At 38.8% G+C, this 4,734-nt stretch carries 4 protein-coding genes; 1 reads left to right on the forward strand and 3 read right to left on the reverse strand.

The window, feature by feature from the left end; translation table 11 throughout:
- The first annotated feature begins 659 nt into the window (after nucleotides 1–659).
- Complete coding sequence (gene ltrA / locus L2586_RS24265; RefSeq protein ID WP_235295600.1) at nucleotides 660–2,057, forward strand: group II intron reverse transcriptase/maturase; 1,398 nt, start codon at nucleotides 660–662, stop codon at nucleotides 2,055–2,057.
- A 137-nt stretch (nucleotides 2,058–2,194) separates the two neighbouring features.
- Here the strand turns inward: ltrA and L2586_RS24270 are convergent, their stop codons facing one another.
- The 3 genes from L2586_RS24270 to L2586_RS24280 form a co-directional block, all read right to left on the reverse strand.
- Nucleotides 2,195–2,476 carry a four helix bundle protein gene (locus L2586_RS24270; protein ID WP_235295601.1) on the reverse strand — a complete coding sequence of 94 codons (282 nt, stop codon included), beginning with the start codon at nucleotides 2,474–2,476 and terminating at the stop codon, nucleotides 2,195–2,197.
- A gap of 50 nt (nucleotides 2,477–2,526) precedes the next feature.
- Nucleotides 2,527–3,099, reverse strand: a complete 573-nt coding sequence (locus L2586_RS24275) for an Lcl C-terminal domain-containing protein (RefSeq protein ID WP_235295602.1) — start codon at nucleotides 3,097–3,099, stop codon at nucleotides 2,527–2,529.
- A 771-nt stretch (nucleotides 3,100–3,870) separates the two neighbouring features.
- Entirely contained in the window at nucleotides 3,871–4,590 is a 720-nt protein-coding gene (locus L2586_RS24280; protein ID WP_235295603.1) for a transposase, read from the reverse strand.
- Nucleotides 4,591–4,734 lie beyond the last annotated feature (144 nt).

The raw sequence follows: 4,734 nt of genomic DNA on the forward strand, positions 1-4,734 counted from the left end.
CAATAATGATTGCAGGTAGTTTTCCTTCAATTTCATCATCATAGGAAATAACTCCTTCGTAGGTTAATTCTGAATCTTGATACTCTATTTTTTCAATTCTTATCATTTTTTCTAATTACTGCCAACGTCTTAGCTGCATCCAGAGTCCGACCAACGGGAGGATTATGTGATCGCAGCATGTTATCTCTCGTAGTGTGACCTGAATTCATATTCATTATAAAGATAGTGAATATAAAATGCTGATTTTAAGATGATGGAGATTATTTGATTTTATCGATTCTGGATTAAATAGTTGACCCATCGGCAGGAGCTGATTCAAGCAGATCTGCCAAACGGATGAGTGGTGCTTACCTTTCACGGGTTGGTGCTGAGCGACTCATTGCAGTAAAGTAATAAGAGCTGAACGAAAGTAAACCGTTCGATGAAGTGTTCGAAAATAACCCGTTGAAACGTATTTCATTAAAATGGGGTACAAATTAGATGGATAGATTCTGTCAAAAGATGAGGTTGGCGTGCCTCTACGATGAGTGTAGATACAAGTTCTTGAGCCAGTAGACTACACGGCAGACGGCATTAAGGCGGCAGGACTTATTACTGGGCTTAAGATCGGAACAGGTGAAGCATCTTAGTACAAAAGAGTACATAAAGGTGTGGCGGATATGCTCGTAGTAGTGTTTGATGTTTATCTAAAGGTAAGATTAGCGAAGGGGCATACAGGATTATTAGTTTACAGAATTTCACAACCTAAATTACTAGGGAAGATGAATTTATTTGAGACGGAATTTTTACGGGGTAAATCACAGCCCATCACCACCGAGATGGTGGAAATGGCTTACCGAAAAGTAAAGTCGAATGGCGGAGCTGCAGGAGTGGATGGCAAAGATATGTCGTACATGAATGCGCATAAGACAGGCGAACTTTATAAGCTATGGAATCGCATGGCATCGGGTAGCTATTATCCCAAGGAGGTAAGGGCAGTAGAAATACCAAAACCAGATGGAAGTACAAGAATGTTGGGCATACCTACAATATTAGATAGGACAGCCCAGCAGGTAGCCACAGCGGTTATAGAACCGATCATGGAAAAAGTATTTCACATCGACAGTTATGGGTACAGACCAAAACGTTCTGCACATGAAGCCTTGAAACGTTGTCAACAGCGATGTCATGAATATCGTTGGGTGATCGACATGGATATAAAAGGGTTCTTTGACAACATTGATCACGAATTAATGATGCAAGTGTTACGACATTACATCAAAGAGGAATGGATCATTATGTATGTAGAGAGGTGGCTGAAGGTATCGACGATCGATAAGGATGGAAACGTGATCAAACGGACAAAAGGAACACCTCAAGGAGGAGTCATTAGTCCGATATTGGCGAATATGTTTTTACATGTAGTGTTTGACGCATGGATGGAGAAGCATTATGCTAATACGAAGTACGGCACCATCAGATGGGAGCGATATGCGGATGACATTATAGTACATTGCAAGAACGAAACAGAAGCACGGTACATTAAGAATCGCATAAAAGAGCGGATGGCCGAGTGTAAGTTAGAGCTGCACCCAAAGAAGACGAAGATAGTGTATTGTAAGCAATCCAATCGACGAGGAGGATACAAGGACAATTGTTTTGACTTTCTAGGCTTCACATTCAAACCAGGAAGTGTTTATGGTAAGGATGCAGAAGGTAAAGGTCAAAGATGGTTGGGCTATGTAACTTCGATTAGTCGAAAGGCATCAAAACGCTTAGTTACACAGATCATGAAGTGGAAGATACATCGGGCAACAGGAGCTGAATTAGCAGACCTTGCTAGTCAGAAAGCACCTATTATACAAGGATGGATCAACTACTACGGACGTTTTCGACTTTACTGCATGCATAGTGTATTCAAAGCATTGAATATTCGATTGATTAGATGGGTGATGTGTAAGTACAAGAGATTTAGAAGGAGGATGTTTCAAGCGAGACAATTCCTAATAGAGATCAGTAAAGCATATCCGAATCTATTTGTGCATTGGAGGTATGGTTTTACTCCAGATCAATTCTAATCCTGAAGAGCGGTATGAATCGAGAGGTTCACGTACCGTTCTGTGAGAGGGTAGGGACTACTTATTTGGTAGTTCCCGCTCTACTCGACTTTCTTTGATTCAGCACAAACTTTGGTAATACTTTCCATCATAAGACACTATACAGCTTGCTTCTTGATGGATAATATCTTCAAATCTACGCATAGACATATTTCCAATTTTAGCAATTCAAATTTATCTAAGAAAGACTCAAGGTATTCCCATTTACCATTCGATTTATTAGCCTTGTATATACTGCGTACCAGTTGTAATCCATCCATCTTCAAATCCTGTCCTAAGGTAAGCTTGTACTCTTTAGGAAAATCCTTCGTGTATTCAAAAATCTTCAAAATCACTTGATACACTTGCTTGAAAACTAGTAAGTCATACTGCAAGGCCATGTGTAAAATAATAATCGACCGCTTCACGGTATTACTAAATAGCTAAATTTTTAGAAAGCCCGAACTGCCCGAACAAAGAAACCGTTGTTATGCTTGAAGAAGTTCTGAGCGCCATTGCCGAAAAACTGTCCCCACGCATTTTCGGCGTCGGCCCCGGTAGAACTCCAATAGAAGCTATTAAAAAAATCACCAATAGCTACTTTTTGCAAATACATTTCGTTTAATTCATACTTTGTAGGCATCCTCCAGTCTCTAAATTCATCTCCATCCGCAGAATGATTATCAGGATCCGAAATAAAATCTTGTGCTTCATGCCAACTTGCAAAAGTAGACTGATTTTCTGTTTCAGCAACAAGGCCATGTTTGCCATCTGCTGAAACCCAAAAAATATAACCTCCTTGTTCAGCTGAAAGTCCTATAGTGTAGGTAGGGCTTGAATTTGAGGCATCTACATACGCCTTTGTCGCAGCATCCTGTGCAGATATTGGATCTGCTACATTCTTGATCAAGCCTAATTGTACGTTTAGTGAATCTGCTTTAATACCACCCAACACTTCTACATTTTGACTAAATACAAATAAAGGGGAAAAAAAAACTAGACAAATAATAAAGTGCTGTTTCATAAGTGATTTTCTTGATTTAAAAAATACTAATATATCCTGAATTCACGTCATAATAAAATTCCTTAAGGTGGATTTTTCATTTGGTGGAAAGTAACGTGATAGCGATAAGAGGAGTTTCGCCTTCCGCAAATCGTTACCTCTAAAGTTATGTAATTTTAGGTAAAATGTGTTGGAGTGGGAATAATTTAAGGCGAAATTCACTTCTTAATCGCGTGTTATACTTAGTGATAAAAAGAAATCTTAAGACACACGATTGCGTTTGCCATTCGTAAATTCTAATAAAAGCTACAAGCGGAGATTATTACGTTGAACGTTTAAGATCTGACTCACAAAGATCGGTGCGTTGGCATACTTTTTTCGGTCGAGTTAACGCCAATACGAAAGAGAAGACGAGTTGGAACATGACAAGATTGAACGATTGGATTGGAGTGAGCAAAGTTGCTAGATTTACTGTAAGCGCGAAAGTTGAAGGTTTCCGTATTCGTTAAGAGAAAAGCTGAATAAGTAAAATCACATTTGAGTAATTGAGTGTAAACAAAGATGAGTTAGCCGTTGCTAAATTTGGTTATCGAATTGAAGGAATTGCACTCGTTTGTCTAGCTTTCTGGCGCGCGTTTAAGTTGTTCGTCTTCTCCTGACAAAATTCTAGCTTCGACCGAAAAAAGTTTCAAGGAATTGAGCGTTAGAAATGGCTAAAGTACCACCATAGATGAATTGACGGAGTCAATTCATTAAGTATAACGGGAGTCTGCGCAAAAACAGATGCTCAAATTAGCAAGCGGTCCTGAGGCATGCTCTCCAAGATCCTGTTGCTGAAACAATTTGCAAATTCTGTGAGCCCTTGTGATCGCTTACAATCCCAATTTGGCCTAAATTTAATGATTTATACTCTTTAAATGCCTCTAAATATTCAATTCCGTTATGTATGGACATAAGTCTCCGAAGATTATAGCAGATCGATACTAGAAAAACTTCTGCAAGGACATTTTCTAGTCCTCGCATCAATGTATGATCAAAATGCCACTGTCTTTTTAGTGTTCCGAATTGATGTTCTATGATTTGCTGACGCTTTCTGTAGTAGTCCTTATTTGATTCCACTCTAGTTCTGTTAGCATCTATGGCATCTTGAAATTCGTGTCTTTCTATGAATCTACCTTTTTCGTTTCTTGTACAATGAGCTTTTAACGGGCAATGCTGACATTCTTTGGTTTTATATCTTTTCATACGATAGGTAGCTCCTTTCTTAAACAGTCTACCATTTGTGGTCAGTTCATGCCCCTGAGGACATTGGTAGGAATCTGATTCTGAATCATATTTGAATTCTTCTATATTATAGAGCCCATTATGATTAGAACTGGAACCTTTAGGAGAACAGAATGTCGTAATTCCATTTTCAGCACATTGTGATAATTCTGCTCCTGTTGTATATCCTTTGTCGGCTAAAACGGTAAGTTCTTCTAATTGTAGTTCCTCTTTAACCCTAATTGTCATTTCTGCCAATGCATGGGTATTGCTTATTCCTATGTGTTTGACCCCCTAGTTCTTGAGGTTTGACCCCCTATGTGGATAACTCGCTATTTCAAATTTACAATTATATTTTAGATCTGTTTCTGAGGCTTTCCCCTTTGAGATCAA

The organism is Portibacter lacus (genome assembly GCF_021533215.1).
GTDB lineage: Bacteria > Bacteroidota > Bacteroidia > Chitinophagales > Saprospiraceae > Portibacter > Portibacter lacus.